A 15,013-nucleotide genomic window follows, 5' to 3' on the forward strand; every position below is an offset into this window, starting at 1 on the left:
CATATCCGTTTTCTGCGGTAACGGCTGCAATGGGTTCCGCTTTTACAGCGGCTCACTTTTGAAAAGCGCAAAAGTAAGCAAAACGCTCTTGCCCCACCACTCGGCACCTCGCTAATGCTCGGTGTGCCCGAACGGAGGCTTGAATCCGTGGGCCGCCGCAATGGGCCATCCATGGCCCAGTGCGGCTAACCCGGCGTCCTGCCGGGTTGCCCACGGATTCAAACCTCCGTTCGGCCAGCGTGGTTTAACGGGGCGCCTGAGATCAAGATCAAAAGCGCGGCGGCCTTAGAGCCGACCGGTATTTTGTGTCGACTCCGGTCCACATGTGGGAGGGGGCTTGCCCCCGATGGCGTCCTCCGGGCCGCCGCAATGGGTCATCCCTTGCCCAGTGCGGCTAACTCGGCGTCATGCCGGGTTGCCAACGGATTCAAGCCTGCGTTCGGCCAGCGTGGTTTAACGGGGCGCCTAAGATCAACAGCGCCTCGCTTCGCATCGTGGTTACGTTTGGCGCCGCAGCCTTGTTTGGATACCTATGACTCTTGTGGCCGCAGAATCAGCACGCCCAGGGGCGGCAGGTTCAACGACAGCGACACCGGCTGACCATGGCGAGGTTCATCCACGGTCTGCACCGCACCGCCATTACCGTAGTTGGACCCGGCGTACATATCGGCGTCACTGTTGATCACTTCGCTCCAGCGCCCGGCAAACGGCACGCCGACGGCGTAGGCCTCACGCGGCACCGGCGTGAAGTTGGCGACCACCAGCACCGGCTTGCCGTCTTTACTCCAGCGCAGCCAGGCGTAGACGCTGTTGATGGCGTCGTCACCGATCAGCCACTGGAAGCCCTGGGGCGCGTCGTCCTGCTCGTGCAGCGCCGGTTCCTCGCGATACAGGCGGTTCAGGTCGCCCACCAGTTTTTGCACGCCACGGTGTTCCGGGTATTGCAGCAGGTACCAGTCCAGTTGCTGGTCGTGATTCCACTCGCGCCACTGGCCGAATTCGCAGCCCATGAACAAGAGCTTCTTGCCCGGATGCATCCACATGAAACTCAAGTAGGCGCGCAGGTTGGCGAATTTCTGCCAGCGGTCGCCGGGCATCTTGTCGATCAGCGAGTGCTTGCCGTGCACCACCTCATCATGGGAAATCGGCAGGATAAAGCGCTCGGACCAGGCATACACCAGGCCGAAACTCAGTTCGTTGTGATGATGGGCGCGGTAGACCGGGTCTTGCTGGATGTAATGCAGCGAGTCGTGCATCCAGCCCATGTTCCATTTGTAGTTGAAGCCCAGGCCCCCTTGCTGGGTGCTTTGACTCACGCCTGGCCATGCAGTGGATTCCTCGGCAATCACCAGCGCACCCGGCGCTTCCAGCGCGACCACGTCGTTCAGATGGCGCAGGAAATCGATGGCTTCCAGGTTCTCCCGGCCGCCGTGGCGGTTGGGCACCCACTCACCGGCCTTGCGCGAATAGTCGCGATACAGCATCGAGGCCACCGCATCCACGCGCAGGCCGTCGATATGGAAATGCTTGAGCCAGTGCAACGCCGACGCCAGCATGAAACCGTGCACCTCGGTGCGGCCCAGGTTATAGATCAGCGTGTCCCAATCCTGGTGGAAACCCTCCAGCGGGTTGGCGTATTCGTACAGCGCAGTGCCGTCGAATTGCGCCAGGCCGTGGGTGTCGGTAGGAAAATGCGCCGGCACCCAGTCGAGGATCACGCCAATATCAGCCCGGTGGCAGGCGTCGACGAAGTAGGCGAAATCTTCCGGCGAGCCGAAGCGTGCGCTCGGCGCGAACTGGGACAAGGCCTGATAACCCCAGGAACCGCCGAACGGATGCTCCATGATCGGCATCAGTTCGATGTGCGTGAAGCCCAATTGCTCCACATAGGGGATCAGCCGCTCGGCCAGTTCGCGCCAGCCGTATTGGCGTGACACTTCGCCCGCTTCGTCCAGCTCGCACTGCCAGGACCCGACGTGCAACTCATAGATCGACAGCGGCGCGGTGGGTTTCTGTTTGTCGCCACGCGCCTGCATCCACTCATGGTCCTGCCACTGCACTTGCAACGGCGCAGCGACTTTCGAGGCGGTATCCGGCGGCAGTTGGGTGGCCAGGGCCATGGGGTCGGCCTTGAGCGGCAGGATGCCGTGGGCGCCAAGAATTTCATATTTGTAGGCCGCGCCCGGTTGCAGGCGCGGGACGAAGATTTCCCACACGCCCGAAGGATGGCGCAGGCGCATCGGGTGACGGCGACCGTCCCAGACGTTGAAATCGCCGACCACCGAAACGCGTCGGGCATTCGGTGCCCACACGGCAAACCGTACGCCCTGCACGCCGTCCACCGTGGTGACCTGGGCGCCCAGGCAATTGCCCAGGTCACGGTGGTTGCCTTCGGCAAACAGGTACAGGTCCATTTCACCGAGCAGCAGTTGGCTGAAGCTGTACGGGTCTTCGGTGATCTGCTCGCCGCCGGCCCACTGGATCTTCAGCAGGTAATCCTGGCGCGTGCCGAAGTGCCCGACGAACAGCCCCGGCACCTGGGTCGCGTCGAGGCTGCCGATCGGCTCACCGCCGTCACGCGCCAGGACCTGGACACTCAGGGCTTCAGGCAGGAACGCACGGATAAACTGCCCGCCCTGCTCATCATCGTGCGGCCCAAGGATCGAGAATGGATCAGGGTGCTCGGCGCGCACCAGCGCTTCGACGTCCCTGGATGCCGGCATTGCAGTCAACTTGGGCTGCAGCGGTTCTTTATGCGTAAAACTCATGACGTCTCCCCACCGCGTGCAGTTTTCGATTCAGGTGTAAGCCCGCTGAGCAAACCGTGCAACCCTTGCAAGGGCACCGGCAACCAGCTCGGGCGATTTTCCGCTTCGTAGGCCACTTCGTACGCGGCCTTCTCCAGGCTGAACAAGGTCAGCGCGGCGTCCTGGCCATTGGCATCCTGCCAGTCATGCGCCAGTGTAGCCGTCGCTGCCTGATAAGCCTGGGTAAATGCCTGACGGGCTTCACTCAGGTAACGCTCGGTCACACGCCGACGCGCGGCGTCCGCCTCCGGCGAATGATCAACCCCCTGCACATTCAGGGCCATCGCCGCTGCGTAATCAAAGGAGCGCAACACCCCGCTGACATCCTTGTACGGGCTGTGTTTGCCTCGCCGTTCATGCAGCGGTCGCGCCGGCTCGCCTTCAAAGTCGATCAAATAGGCGTCGCCCTTGACGACCAATACCTGGCCCAGGTGCAAGTCACCGTGGACGCGAATCCGCAATCCGCCCAGCGTGGCCTTCGCCAATGCCTGGACGTGGCTGCCGATGGCTTTTTTCTGCGCCAGTAATTCACTGACCAGCGCCTGATCGGCGGGGTTCAACTGGCTTTGATTTAGTTTGAGCAAGTGCAAGGCACGTTCGATCTGCGCGCCTACGTCCTTGGACCAGGCCTGGGTGTCCCTGGCCGAGGTGACTTCGGGCTTGAAGTCCTTGTTCTGGGTGGGCGCGCCCAACACCACGTGCATTTCACCCAGGCGCTGACCGAGCAGGCCGGCGAAGTCCGCCAGCTCGCCGAGGGCGTTGTAGTGCTGCTCCTGTTCGGACATCGCTTCGGCCAACTCGTCGCGAATGGCCCGCTCGAGGTTGTTCTGGGTCCAGCTCCAGGCATCGCCCTGGTTGCTCAGATAGCCCTGGGCAATCATCAGCAGGCTGTCCTCGCCCTGTGCGTCGCGCCGGCTCATCGAGCCCATCAGCGGCGAAATGTTCGGGTAGGCGGCTTCGGTCAGGTAGGCGCTCATCTCCAGTTCCGGGTGGACCCCGGCACTGACTTTGCGGATCAACTTGAGCACCAGGCTCTCGCCGACCACCACCGAACTGTTGGACTGCTCGGCAGACAGGTAGCGCACCGCTGATTCGTCCGTCAGTTGCAAGGCGGCCAGGTGCGGGGTCGCCTCGAAGCGCAGGTCACCCTCGCTGCAATTGAGCACGGTAGCGGCCTGCATGCCTTGAATCAGACTGCGAATAAAATGTTCGAGGCTGAACGCGTCGGTGACCAGCCCCACCTGGCGGCTGCGGCGTACCCGCGCCAATGCCAGTTGCTGCGGCAAGGCGCTGGTGAGCTGGTCTTCGCCGAGGAAACCGAACGGCAATTGATAGCGGCTGGTCTGCCCCGCGCTGGTGACGTCGATTTCGCTGAGCAGCACCGGATGCTGCGCATCGCCGAAGCGCACGCCATAGGCAATATGCACGCTGTCGATGGTGGCGTCCTTGCCGGCGAACCAGCGGCGCTTGGGCAGCCAGGCCGGCAACGAGGTCTGTTCCAGGGTGGTGCGACCGGGTTCTTCGAGCAACTCTTCCATACGTTTTTTCAACACCAATGTCGTGAAGTCGGGAATGCTCTGGGCCGGTTCCACATGCCAGCTGGGCATCTGGTTTTCCGCCGCCAGCACGAACCAATAAAAGCCATAGGGCGCCAGGGTCAGCAGGAAATTCAGCTGGCCGATGGGCGGGAAGGCGTTACCGCCCAGCATCTCCACCGGCACCATCCCGGCGAACGCGGACAGGTCCAGTTCCGCGGCCTGGGCGCTGCGCGAGACGTTGGCCACGCACAGGATGATTTCGCTGCGGCCGTCCTCCCCAGTGTATTCACGGGTATACGCCAGGATGCGGCGGTTGCTCGGCGAGAGCATTTTCAGGCTGCCGCGACCGAACGCCTTGGACTGCTTGCGCACCGCCAGCATGCGCCGCGTCCAGTTCAGCAATGAATGCGGGTCCTGGGCCTGGGTTTCGACGTTGACCGACTGGTAGCCGTACTGCGCGTCCATGATCGGCGGCAATACCAGGCTGGCCGGGTCGGCGCGGGAAAAGCCGCCATTGCGGTCGATGGACCATTGCATTGGCGTACGTACGCCATCGCGGTCGCCCAGGTAAATGTTGTCGCCCATGCCGATTTCGTCGCCGTAGTAGAGGGTCGGCGTGCCGGGCATCGACAGCAACAGGCTGTTGAGCAGTTCCACGCGGCGCCGGTCACGCTCCACCAGGGGTGCCAGGCGTCGGCGAATGCCCAGGTTGATACGCGCGCGGCGATCTGCGGCGTAGTAGTTCCACAGGTAGTCGCGCTCTTTGTCGGTGACCATTTCCAGGGTCAATTCATCATGATTGCGCAGGAAGATCGCCCACTGGCAATTGGCCGGAATCTCCGGGGTCTGGCGCAGGATGTCGGTGATGGGGAAACGATCTTCCTGGGCCAGCGCCATATACATGCGCGGCATCAACGGGAAGTGGAAGGCCATATGGCATTCATCGCCGTCGTCGCCCTTGCGGTCACCGAAGTAGAGTTGCGTGTCCTCGGGCCATTGGTTGGCCTCGGCCAGCAGCATGCGATCAGGGTAATTGGCGTCTATTTCGGCGCGGATCTGCTTGAGCACCCCGTGGGTCTCGGGCAGGTTCTCGTTGTTGGTGCCGTCACGCTCGATCAGGTAGGGAATCGCGTCGAGGCGCAGGCCGTCGATGCCCAGGTCGAGCCAGTAGCGCATCACCGACAGCACCGCTTTCATGACCTGCGGGTTGTCGAAGTTGAGGTCCGGCTGGTGCGAATAGAAACGGTGCCAGAAGTACTGGCCGGCCACCGGGTCCCAGGTCCAGTTGGACTTCTCGGTGTCGAGGAAAATGATCCGCGTGCCGTCGTATTTCTGCTCGTCATCGGACCAGACGTAGAAGTCCCGCGCCGCCGAGCCCGGCTTGGCCTTGCGCGCCCGCTGGAACCAGGGGTGCTGGTCGGAGGTGTGGTTGATCACCAGTTCGGTAATCACCCGCAGCCCGCGTTTATGGGCCTCGGCGATAAAGCGTTTGGCGTCGGCCATGGTCCCGTAGTCGCTGTGCACGCCACGGTATTCGGCGATGTCGTAGCCGTCATCGCGGCGCGGCGAGGGGTAGAACGGCAGCAGCCAAATGGTGTTGACGCCAAGGTCGGCAATGTAGTCGAGCTTGGCGATCAACCCGGGAAAGTCACCAATGCCATCGTTATTGGAGTCGAAATAGGATTTGACGTGCACCTGATAGATCACCGCGTCCTTGTACCAGAGCGGGTCTTTGATGAAGGTGGCTGCGTTGGGTTTCTTCGCCATTTGAAACTCCTGAAATGCTGCAGACGCAAATGCCATCAATGTGGGAGGGGGCTTGCCCCCGATGACGGTGGCTCAGTTGGTGATTCGGTGACTGATACACCGCAATCGGGGGCAAGCCCCCTCCCACACTCTGTTCTCCACTCGTCTATTGAGCAGTGATGCGCCAGATTCCGAACGGCATTTGCGGGTCCAGTCGGGTCCATTGAGTCTTGCCATACCAGGTCCAGCGATGGCCGTTCATCAAGTCTTCACCCTGGGTCTGGGCATCGTCCGGCAGGCCCATCTCCCACAGCGGCAGCTCGAAGTGCGCTTCCTGAGCGTTGTGCGGATCGAGGTTGACGGCCACCAGCAAGAAATTGCTGCCGTCCTCGCTGCGCTTACCGAAGTACAGGATGTTGTCGTTCCAGGCGTTGTAGAGCTTGAGCCCCAGGTGCGTCTGCAACGCCGGGTTCTGGCGGCGGATGCGGTTGAGCTGGGCGATCTCGGCAATGATGTTGCCGGGTGCGGTGAAGTCGCGCGGGCGGATCTCGTATTTCTCCGAGTCCAGGTATTCCTCCTTGCCCGGCACCGGTGCGGACTCGCACAGTTCAAACCCGGAGTACATGCCCCACAAGCCCGAGCCCATGGTGGCCAGCGCGGCGCGGATCAGAAAGCCCGCCCGGCCGCACTCATGCAGAAAGCCTGGGTTGATGTCCGGCGTATTGACGAAGAAGTTCGGGCGGTAGCACTCGCGCCATGGCGACTGGTTCAACTGGGTGAAATACTCACTCAGTTCGGCCTTGGTATTGCGCCAGGTGAAATAGGTGTAACTCTGGGAATAACCGACCTTGCCCAGGCGCGCCATCATGGCCGGGGTGGTAAAGGCTTCGGCGAGGAAGATCACTTCCGGGTATTTGCTGCGCACGTCGCTGATCAACCATTGCCAGAACGGCAGCGGCTTGGTGTGCGGGTTGTCCACGCGAAAGGTCTTCACGCCCTCTTCCACCCAGCCCACCACGATGTCACGCAGTTCGGTCCACAGGCCGGGGATGGCGTCCGCCGCATAGAAGTCGACGTTGACGATGTCCTGGTACTTTTTCGGTGGATTTTCCGCGTATTTGATCGTGCCGTCCGGGCGCCAGTTGAACCAGCCCGGATGCTCTTTGAGCCACGGGTGGTCTTGGGAGCACTGGATGGCGAAATCCAGGGCGATTTCCAGGCCGTGGTCGGCGGCGGCCTTGACCAGGCGGCGGAAATCCTCGCGGCTACCCAGTTGCGGGTGAATCGCTTCGTGTCCGCCCTCCTCGCTGCCAATGGCGTAAGGGCTGCCGGGATCGTCGGGACCGGCGGTCAGGGAGTTGTTCTTGCCCTTGCGATGGCTGCGGCCGATGGGATGGATAGGCGGGAAATACAGCACGTCAAACCCCATGTCGTGGATCATCGACAGGCGTGAATGCACATCGTTGAAGGTGCCATGACGGGCCGGATCATCGGTAATCGAGCGGGGAAACAGCTCGTACCAGCTGGCGAACTGGGCACGCTCGCGCTCCACGTCGATCGGGTACACCGTGCTGATGCTCAAATAGGCACGGTGGTCGGCCTGGGTCATCAGGTGTGCACTGTCTTCGTGCAGGAACTGCGCGACCTGCTCGGTTTCCAGCAGGCCGGAGAGTTCGTGGTGCAGCAGCATCAAGCGATCGCGCAGTTCGTTGTCACTGCGCTCGGCGGCCTGCAATACCAGGCTGCGGCCTTCCTGCAGCTCCAGGCTGACCGGCACTCCGGCTTCATGCTTTTTACGCAGTTCATAGCAGAAGCTGGCGAAGGTATCGATCCAGGCTTCAATGCAGAATTCATGGGGCCCCTGGGTGGTGACGGTAAACGCACCTTCCCAGCCGTTGTTGCCCACATCATTCATGACCACGCTGTGCCAGTTTTCCTGCCCCAGCGGGCGCCAGCGCACCAACACCGCCAGCTTGTCATGACCATCGGCGAACACTTTACTGGTGACATTGACCTGCTGGCCCACCACCGCCTTGACGGCAAATTCGCCGCCGTCAATCACCGGCATGGTGCTTTCAATGGCGATTCTGGGTAACAGCAGTGCCTGGGACAACGGCAATAAGGAATGTTCTGGAACCAGTGTTTCAGCAGTCATCGAGCATATTCCCCTTACGCCCAGTGGACGCTCTGTGCTTGATCCGAATTCGTAACATGGCGGCGCACTCCCTGAGCAGGCCCGTATTAGGTCCGAGCCCGGGGTGCGGGCAAAAGTTCAGGCGGATATGTCGCCACCGGGCGGGGAATCAATTCCCTCCCGTGGCTGTCCACCGATAGAGCAAAGCACAAAGGAGGCCACACCCATGACTATCCCGATCCCGGCAGAGACGCCCGACCCGAATATCGACAACCCGACCCTGCCACCCACCGAGCCTGCACCGATTCCGGAACAGGAACCGCCGGAGAACGAGCCGCCACCGGTGCAGGAGCCGCCAACCACCATGCCGCCGGTTATCGTCAGTCCTTCTCGAAACGCTTGACGATTTTCGGCATCACGCTGAACACCACCAAGGCCAGCAACGTACTCAGGACCGCTGTCGATTCCCGACCCAAACCGGCCGAGACCCCAATCGCAGCGGTCATCCACAGCCCGGCGGCGGTGGTCAGGCCTTTGACGTGGCCGGCGTCCTCATCCTTGCCCTTGATAATAGTGCCGGCCCCGAGGAAGCCGATCCCGGCAATCACGCCCTGCACCACCCGGCTCATGGCATCGGCCTGATTGCCGGACATCTGCGGCACCATCACAAACAGTGCAGCCCCCAGCGCCACCAGCATGTGGGTGCGCACGCCGGCGGCCTTGCCCTTGCTCTCGCGTTCAAACCCCAGGATTCCGCCGAGGATCGCGGCCATCAGCAGGCGCACGGTAATCTGGGTGACCTGCCGGGCGTCGCCGATATCGGCAAACTCAGCCTGCAGGGTTAGCCATGCTTCATGTAGCCAAGCGTCCATCAATGCCATCCTTTTTGTGATTATTGATAGAAGATGGACAGCGGCGACCGTCAGTCAGTTGCGTGGAACCCTCAATGCTCATTGGCTCCTAAATGATCAGAGCCCATGAAAAGGAGACCGGTATGCCTATCCGTATCGACAACCATCTGTGTTATTTCACGCTGAATGACAATGGCCAGGAACAAAGCGTGCCTGCGACCCGCGTCAATATCGTGACCGATAGCGAAAAATCCATGTCGTACGTGGAACTGGCGGCTGAACGCATCTACATCACCGAAGCCGAGGCCGATGCACTCACCGTCGCGGGTGCCCATGACGGACGCCAGCATGTGAAGGCCGACGAACCGGGTTCGGTCATTTAATCGATGCCTCTGTAGGAGCGAGCTTGCTCGCGAAAAACCTCAACGATTACGCGTGCTTCCTGCAAGACCGCGGTGCCTGTGGGTTTTTCGCGAGCAAGCTCGCTCCTACAGGGTCTCGCATCAAGGCGCGGCTTGCCATCTGATCCGCTTTTTAACCGCCAACCTGAGTCTGTTACGCAAACAGCGCGCCGCCCATAGTTCATCCGCCTGATGGAGGCTGATGAGCGAACGAATCCCCACCGTGGAAACTTTTGTGCCCATTCACCCAAAGAAGGTGAAGGCCGCATCCCGCGACAACCTGATCCATACCCGCAGCTTCACCGGCCTCTACCGCACCTTGCGCATGAGCGGTGGCGCGTTGTTGTTCCTGGCCTTTTTCGGCACCGTGTGGCTGAACTGGGGCGCACGCCAGGCGGTGCTATGGGATCTGGCCGAGAGCAAATTCCATATTTTCGGCGCAACGTTCTGGCCCCAGGACTTCATTTTGCTGTCGGCACTGTTGATCATCTGCGCCTTTGGCCTGTTTGCGATCACCGTGTTTGCCGGCCGTGTGTGGTGTGGCTACACCTGCCCGCAAAGCGTGTTCACCTGGCTGTTCATGTGGTGCGAAAAGATCACCGAAGGCGAGCGCAACCAACGCATCAAGCTGCACGCGGCGCCCTGGAGCCTGGACAAGCTGGCACGGCGTTCGGCCAAACACACGCTGTGGCTGGGCATCAGCGTGCTGACCGGGCTGACCTTTGTCGGCTATTTCACGCCCATCCGTCCGTTGGCTGCGCAACTGCTGACCTGGCAACTGGGCGGCGTCAGTCTGTTCTGGATGCTGTTCTTTACCGCGGCCACCTACCTCAACGCCGGGTGGCTGCGCGAAGCGGTGTGCATGCACATGTGCCCGTACGCGCGCTTCCAGAGCGTGATGTTCGATAAGGACACCCTGGCCATTGCCTATGACGCCGCCCGTGGCGAACGCCGTGGACCGCGTAAACGCGAAGTCAAATCGGCGGATGTCGGCCTCGGCGATTGCATCGATTGCCAGCTGTGCGTGCAGGTGTGCCCCACCGGCATCGATATCCGCGATGGCCTGCAAATGGCATGCATCGGTTGCGCGGCGTGCATCGACGCCTGCGATTCGATCATGGACAAAATGGGCTATGCCCGTGGCCTGGTGAGCTATACCAGCGAACATCAATTGCAAGGTGGCAAGACCCGGCTGCTAAGGCCGCGCCTGATCGGCTACAGTGCCGTGCTGCTGGTCATGCTCGCCGCGTTGGCGTTGGCTTTGGTCGAACGGCCGATGGTGTCGCTGGACGTGACCAAGGACCGCGGCCTGTTCCGCGAGAACAGCCAGGGCTTGATCGAAAACATCTACAGCCTCAAGGTCATCAACAAGACTCAGCAGCACCAGGACTATCGCCTGGAGCTGGTGGACGCCGAGGGCTTCCAGTTGCAGGGCAAGACCCGGATCGGCTTGGCGCCGGGGGAAATCGTGGATGTACCGGTCTCGGTGACGCTGCTGGCGGACACACCGGCGAGCAGTTCACAGACGCTGCGCTTCAAGGTGACGGATGTGGATGAACCGTGGATTTACAGCGCTGCCGACAGCCGCTTTGTCGCGCCACTGAACCGCTGATAATCCCCTGAATGCATAGAGTTCCAATGTAGAGAGATCCAATGTGGGAGGGGGCTTGCCCCCTCCCACATTTGCCCAGCGCACACACTGTTCAAGGCACCCATGAAACGCTACGAAAAATTCGCCGATGACATCGCAGAACTGATCCGCTCCGGCGTCCTCGGCCCCGGCCAGCGCGTGCCGTCGGTGCGCTACGCCAGCCAGACCTACGGCGTCAGCCCGTCCACGGTCTTCCAGGCCTACTACCTGCTGGAGCGGCGCGGCCTGATCCGCGCGCGGCCGCGCTCCGGCTACTTCGTCAATACCCACGCGCCCAGCCCGTTTTCCGAGCCGGTGGTGAGCGAGCAAGTGCACGAGTCCACCGAAGTCGATGTGAGTGAGCTGGTGTTTTCGGTACTCGACTCGATCAAGGACCCGAACACCGTGCCCTTCGGCTCGGCCTTCCCCAGCCCCATGCTGTTCCCGCTGCCGCGCCTGGCCCGCTCCCTGGCCAGTGCCAGCCGCGCGATGGACCCACGCCTGGTGGTCACCGACATGTCCCCCGGCAACCCGCAACTGCGCCGTCAGATTGCGCTGCGCTACATGGTCGGCGGCCTGATGCTGCCCATGGAAGAACTGCTGATCACCAATGGCGCCCTCGAAGCGCTGAACCTGTGCCTGCAAGCGGTGACCGAGCCCGGCGACCTGGTGGCGATCGAAGCCCCGGCGTTTTATGCCTGCCTGCAAGTGCTCGAGCGCTTGAAACTCAAGGCCGTGGAAATCCCCGTGCACCCGCGCGACGGCATCGACCTCAACGCCCTGGCGCAAAGCCTTTCGCGTTACCCGATCAAGGCCTGCTGGACCATGACCAGCTTCCAGAACCCGATGGGCGCGACGGTGCCGGAAGAAAAAAAACAGGCGCTGGTGGAGTTGCTGCGCAGTCATCAGGTGCCGCTGATCGAAGACGATGTGTATGCCGAGCTGTATTACGGGCAGCACGCGCCGAAACCGGCCAAGGCCTTCGACACCGAGGGCCTGGTGATGCACTGCGGCTCCTTTGCCAAGAGCCTGGCGCCAGGGTACCGCGTAGGCTGGGTGGCGGCGGGTCGCTTCGCGCAGAAGGTCGAGCGCCTGAAACTGATGACATCGCTGTGCCCGTCGATGCCGGCCCAGGCCGCGATTGCCGACTACCTGCAACACGGCGGCTACGACCGGCACCTGCGCAAACTGCGCTACGCCCTGGAAGAACAGCAAAGCGCGATGCTCGCCGCCATCGCCCGTTACTTCCCGGCGCAGACCCGCGTCAGCCAACCGGCCGGAGGGTATTTCCTGTGGCTGGAACTGCCGGAGCAAACCGATTCATTGAAGCTGTTCCAGATGGCCCTGGCGCAAGGCATCAGCATCGCACCGGGCCCGATCTTTTCGGCGACCCGGCGCTTTCGCAACTGCATCCGCTTGAACTACGGCAGCCCGTGGACCGACGTGTCGGAGAAGGCGATGGAGACGTTGGGGCGGATTGTGCGCTCGTTTTGAGGGTCAGCAGGTCGCCGCCGCGAGCATCGCCGTCATGCGTCTGGCGCCGGCGCTTCCCGGGTGCGCTGGATATCGGCCATGAACCCGTCGGCCGGCAGTGGATGGCCCAGCAGATAGCCTTGCAGCGAGTTACAGCCCAGGCGGGTCAGGAAGCGCTGCTGCGCCTCGGTCTCCACGCCTTCGGCGACGATCCGCAAACCCAGGGCCTGGCCCAGCGCAACGATGGCTGAGACGATGGCGGCGTCGTCGCTGTCGTGCTCCAGGTCGCGCACGAAACCCCGGTCGATCTTCAGTTCATTGGCCGGCAGGCGCTTGAGGTACATCAGGCTGGAATAGCCGGTGCCGAAGTCATCGATGGACAGGTCGACGCCCATGTCCGAGAGCTGCTGCAATACGGTCATGCTCGCGTCGGCATCGCTCATGGCGGTGGTTTCGGTGATCTCCAGGGTCAGGCGGTTGGCCGGCAGTTGGTGCCGCTCCAGAGCCGCGGCCACGCTGGCGACCAGCCCGGGGTGGCAGAACTGCAGCGCCGACAGGTTCACCGCAATGCGCCAACTTTCATAACCCTGGGCGTACCACAGGCTCATCTGGCGACAGGCTTCATTGAGTACCCACTCGCCGATGGGAATGATCAGCCCGGTTTTTTCCGCCAGCTCAATGAACGTGGCCGGCAGCAACACGCCGTGCTGTGGATGCTGCCAGCGCAGTAGCGCCTCTGCCCCCACCGCAACCCCGCTGAGCGCGTCGAACTTGGGCTGGTAGTGCAAACGAAATTGCGCGTCGTCGAGGGCGTTGCGCAGGTCCTGCAATAACTGCAGCTGTTTGCGCGCGTTGGTGTTCATTGACACATCGAAGAACCGGTAGCCGTTCTTGCCCATGCCCTTGGCGTGGTACATCGCCGCATCGGCATTCATCAACAGCTCCTGGGGGTTGGTCCCGTTGCCCGGGAACAGGGCGATGCCGATGCTGGCGGAGATTTTCAGCTCGTGTTCGGCGACCGTGAAGGCGCGATTGACCAGGCTGACCTGGCGTTCGGCCAGGCCCATGGCATCGTCCGGCTGGGTCAGGTGCACCATTAATACAAACTCGTCACCGCCGATGCGCGCCAACGTGTCCTGGCTGCGCAGGTCCTCGCGCAGGCGCAGGCCGACTTCGCGCAGCAACTGGTCGCCCATGTGGTGACCAAAGGCGTCGTTGACCGGCTTGAAGCCGTCCAGGTCGATAAACATCAGCGCAAAGCAACCGCCCTGCTCCTTCACCGCCTGGATACCTTGTTGAATCCGGTCTGACAGCAGCGTGCGATTGGGCAGGCCGGTGAGCATGTCGTGCAGGGCCAGGTGGGTCAGCTCCTGGTTGGCCAGGGTCAGGGAGTCAGCCAGCACGGCGGTGCGCGCTTGCAGCCGCGCGTCGAGCAGCGAGGTCAACAGGGCGATGACCAGCACCGCCAATGAGGTCACCAGGACCAGGTTATCCAGGCCCTTGCCGCTCAAGCCGGTCTGTGCGGCGGCGCAGAAGCTGTCGTCGGCAAAACGCGCGGCGGCCATGCCGGTGTAATGCATGCCGACGATGGCCACGCCCATCACCACCGCCGCGCCGCCGCGCGCCAGGCGCACATAGGGCGTATTGCGGCGCAGGTTGAAGGCGATCCACAGCGCCGCGCCGGAAGCCACCACCGCGATCAACAACGAGGCGCCGAACAACGCCGGGTCGTAATCGATGCCCGGCGTCATGCGCATCGCGGCCATGCCGGTGTAGTGCATGCTGGCGATGCCTGCGCCCATGACCAACGCGCCGAATGCCAGTTGCCAGGCCGGCAGGCGTGGCTGGCTGACCAGCCATAAGGCAAAACCGCTGGATAACACGGCAATCAGCAACGACAGCGCGGTAATGTCCAGGTCGAAGCCCATTTCGAACGGCAGGCGCAGGGCCAGCATGCCGATAAAGTGCATCGACCACACCCCGACGCCCATCGCGACGGCACCGCCGGTGATCCATAGATAAACCGTACGTCCCTTGGCGGTCGCGATCCGCCCCGCCAGGTCCAGCGCGGTATAGGACGCCAGGATGGCGACGCACAGGGAAATCACGACAAGGGAGGTGGTGTAGCTACCGGTCAGCATGGGGTATCTCGCGGTTTGACAGCCCGGGCCGGGTGGCAAAGCGGCGGATTGTAGCGAGAATATTTCAGGGCTGGCGATTAATTGCTTACGGACGGCGGGCTGATTTTTCTGACGTCAAATTGGTGGCTTTGCCAGGTGCTGTGCGACGCTCGATTCACCCGTCAGCGCGCACATTTTCACGGCGTTGCTGAGGCTTGCCGCGCCGGCCGTGAGAAAAAATCTGCCGATGGGTGAATTATTTCGTGTCCGCTTGTATCTGAAGTGACAGAGCGGTGCCATCGCAGCGATGGCA

Annotated in this window: 9 protein-coding genes; 4 read left to right on the forward strand and 5 right to left on the reverse strand. The window is 62.2% G+C overall.

Going from position 1 to position 15,013, the window contains the following annotated elements:
* Positions 1-530: 530 nt before the first annotated feature.
* The 3 genes from glgB to J1G34_RS13190 form a co-directional block, all read right to left on the reverse strand.
* Positions 531-2,768 carry a 1,4-alpha-glucan branching protein GlgB gene (gene glgB / locus J1G34_RS13180; protein ID WP_222994170.1) on the reverse strand — a complete coding sequence of 746 codons (2,238 nt, stop codon included), beginning with the start codon at positions 2,766-2,768 and terminating at the stop codon, positions 531-533.
* Positions 2,765-6,112 carry a maltose alpha-D-glucosyltransferase gene (treS, locus tag J1G34_RS13185; RefSeq protein WP_222994171.1) on the reverse strand — a complete coding sequence of 1,116 codons (3,348 nt, stop codon included), beginning with the start codon at positions 6,110-6,112 and terminating at the stop codon, positions 2,765-2,767. Before treS ends, glgB begins: the two co-directional genes overlap by 4 nt.
* Before the next feature lie 145 nt (positions 6,113-6,257).
* Positions 6,258-8,246 carry an alpha-1,4-glucan--maltose-1-phosphate maltosyltransferase gene (locus J1G34_RS13190; RefSeq protein WP_222994172.1) on the reverse strand — a complete coding sequence of 663 codons (1,989 nt, stop codon included), beginning with the start codon at positions 8,244-8,246 and terminating at the stop codon, positions 6,258-6,260.
* A 205-nt stretch (positions 8,247-8,451) separates the two neighbouring features.
* Here J1G34_RS13190 and J1G34_RS13195 point away from each other — a divergent pair, with 205 nt between their 5' ends.
* Positions 8,452-8,628, forward strand: a complete 177-nt coding sequence (locus J1G34_RS13195; RefSeq protein WP_163001629.1) for a hypothetical protein — start codon at positions 8,452-8,454, stop codon at positions 8,626-8,628.
* Here the strand turns inward: J1G34_RS13195 and J1G34_RS13200 are convergent.
* Positions 8,606-9,097 carry an MgtC/SapB family protein gene (locus tag J1G34_RS13200; RefSeq protein ID WP_065885316.1) on the reverse strand — a complete coding sequence of 164 codons (492 nt, stop codon included), beginning with the start codon at positions 9,095-9,097 and terminating at the stop codon, positions 8,606-8,608. The genes J1G34_RS13195 and J1G34_RS13200 overlap by 23 nt on opposite strands.
* A 122-nt stretch (positions 9,098-9,219) precedes the next feature.
* On the opposite strand from J1G34_RS13200, the gene J1G34_RS13205 reads away from it, so the two are divergent.
* The 3 genes from J1G34_RS13205 (at position 9,220) to mapR (ending at position 12,601) form a co-directional block, all read left to right on the forward strand.
* Positions 9,220-9,459: a DUF3203 family protein gene (locus tag J1G34_RS13205; protein WP_065885315.1), complete on the forward strand. Its 240-nt coding sequence runs from the start codon at positions 9,220-9,222 to the stop codon at positions 9,457-9,459.
* Positions 9,460-9,679: 220 nt separating this feature from the next.
* Positions 9,680-11,089 carry a cytochrome c oxidase accessory protein CcoG gene (ccoG, locus tag J1G34_RS13210; RefSeq protein ID WP_222994173.1) on the forward strand — a complete coding sequence of 470 codons (1,410 nt, stop codon included), beginning with the start codon at positions 9,680-9,682 and terminating at the stop codon, positions 11,087-11,089.
* A gap of 102 nt (positions 11,090-11,191) precedes the next feature.
* Complete coding sequence (mapR, locus tag J1G34_RS13215) at positions 11,192-12,601, forward strand: GntR family transcriptional regulator MpaR (protein ID WP_065898313.1); 1,410 nt, start codon at positions 11,192-11,194, stop codon at positions 12,599-12,601.
* A gap of 32 nt (positions 12,602-12,633) precedes the next feature.
* On the opposite strand, the gene J1G34_RS13220 is transcribed toward mapR, so the two are convergent.
* Positions 12,634-14,721: a putative bifunctional diguanylate cyclase/phosphodiesterase gene (locus J1G34_RS13220; protein ID WP_065936240.1), complete on the reverse strand. Its 2,088-nt coding sequence runs from the start codon at positions 14,719-14,721 to the stop codon at positions 12,634-12,636.
* Positions 14,722-15,013 lie beyond the last annotated feature (292 nt).

This window comes from Pseudomonas sp. Wu6, from assembly GCF_019891515.1.
Classification (GTDB): domain Bacteria; phylum Pseudomonadota; class Gammaproteobacteria; order Pseudomonadales; family Pseudomonadaceae; genus Aquipseudomonas; species Aquipseudomonas orientalis_A.

Coding starts and splice junctions, on each gene's coding strand:
- mapR (WP_065898313.1), top strand. CDS start 11,192: ATGAAACGCTACGAAAAATTCGCCGATGACATCGCAGAACTGATCCGC.
- J1G34_RS13220 (WP_065936240.1), bottom strand. CDS start 14,721: ATGCTGACCGGTAGCTACACCACCTCCCTTGTCGTGATTTCCCTGTGC.
- treS (WP_222994171.1), bottom strand. CDS start 6,112: ATGGCGAAGAAACCCAACGCAGCCACCTTCATCAAAGACCCGCTCTGG.
- J1G34_RS13195 (WP_163001629.1), top strand. CDS start 8,452: ATGACTATCCCGATCCCGGCAGAGACGCCCGACCCGAATATCGACAAC.
- J1G34_RS13190 (WP_222994172.1), bottom strand. CDS start 8,246: ATGACTGCTGAAACACTGGTTCCAGAACATTCCTTATTGCCGTTGTCC.
- ccoG (WP_222994173.1), top strand. CDS start 9,680: ATGAGCGAACGAATCCCCACCGTGGAAACTTTTGTGCCCATTCACCCA.
- J1G34_RS13205 (WP_065885315.1), top strand. CDS start 9,220: ATGCCTATCCGTATCGACAACCATCTGTGTTATTTCACGCTGAATGAC.
- glgB (WP_222994170.1), bottom strand. CDS start 2,768: ATGAGTTTTACGCATAAAGAACCGCTGCAGCCCAAGTTGACTGCAATG.
- J1G34_RS13200 (WP_065885316.1), bottom strand. CDS start 9,097: ATGGACGCTTGGCTACATGAAGCATGGCTAACCCTGCAGGCTGAGTTT.